Annotated in this window: 1 protein-coding gene; it reads right to left on the bottom strand. The window is 74.6% G+C overall.

What is annotated here, in order from left to right:
- Positions 1 to 252 (bottom strand): hypothetical protein (locus BYZ73_RS23390; protein ID WP_181498199.1); only part of this gene is annotated, 252 nt, incomplete at both ends.

The raw sequence follows: 252 nt of genomic DNA, 5'->3' as shown, positions 1-252 counted from the left end.
CCGCGGCCAGAATGCGTTCCCGGGCGGCGCGGCCGCCCCGGGTCAGGGCATGGGAAAGATAATCGTCCGAAAACCCCAGCGCCCGGCTGGCCTTGCGTTGCGAGGCAAAGTGCAGGCCCCCGATCTCGACGGGGCGCGGGTCGCGGCCGGGGCGGCGCTGGGGCCGCCCGATCCGGTCGGGATCGCCATCGGCCAAAGCCTTCCAGACCGCCTGCGGCGTCACCCCGAAGCGGGCGGCGGCGGCATGGGCAT

Origin of the sequence: Rhodovulum viride (genome assembly GCF_003265965.1) — a bacterium.
GTDB lineage: Bacteria > Pseudomonadota > Alphaproteobacteria > Rhodobacterales > Rhodobacteraceae > Rhodovulum > Rhodovulum kholense.
Note: the sequence above shows the minus strand (reverse complement) of the source record. Positions and strands in the feature narration are given on the sequence as shown.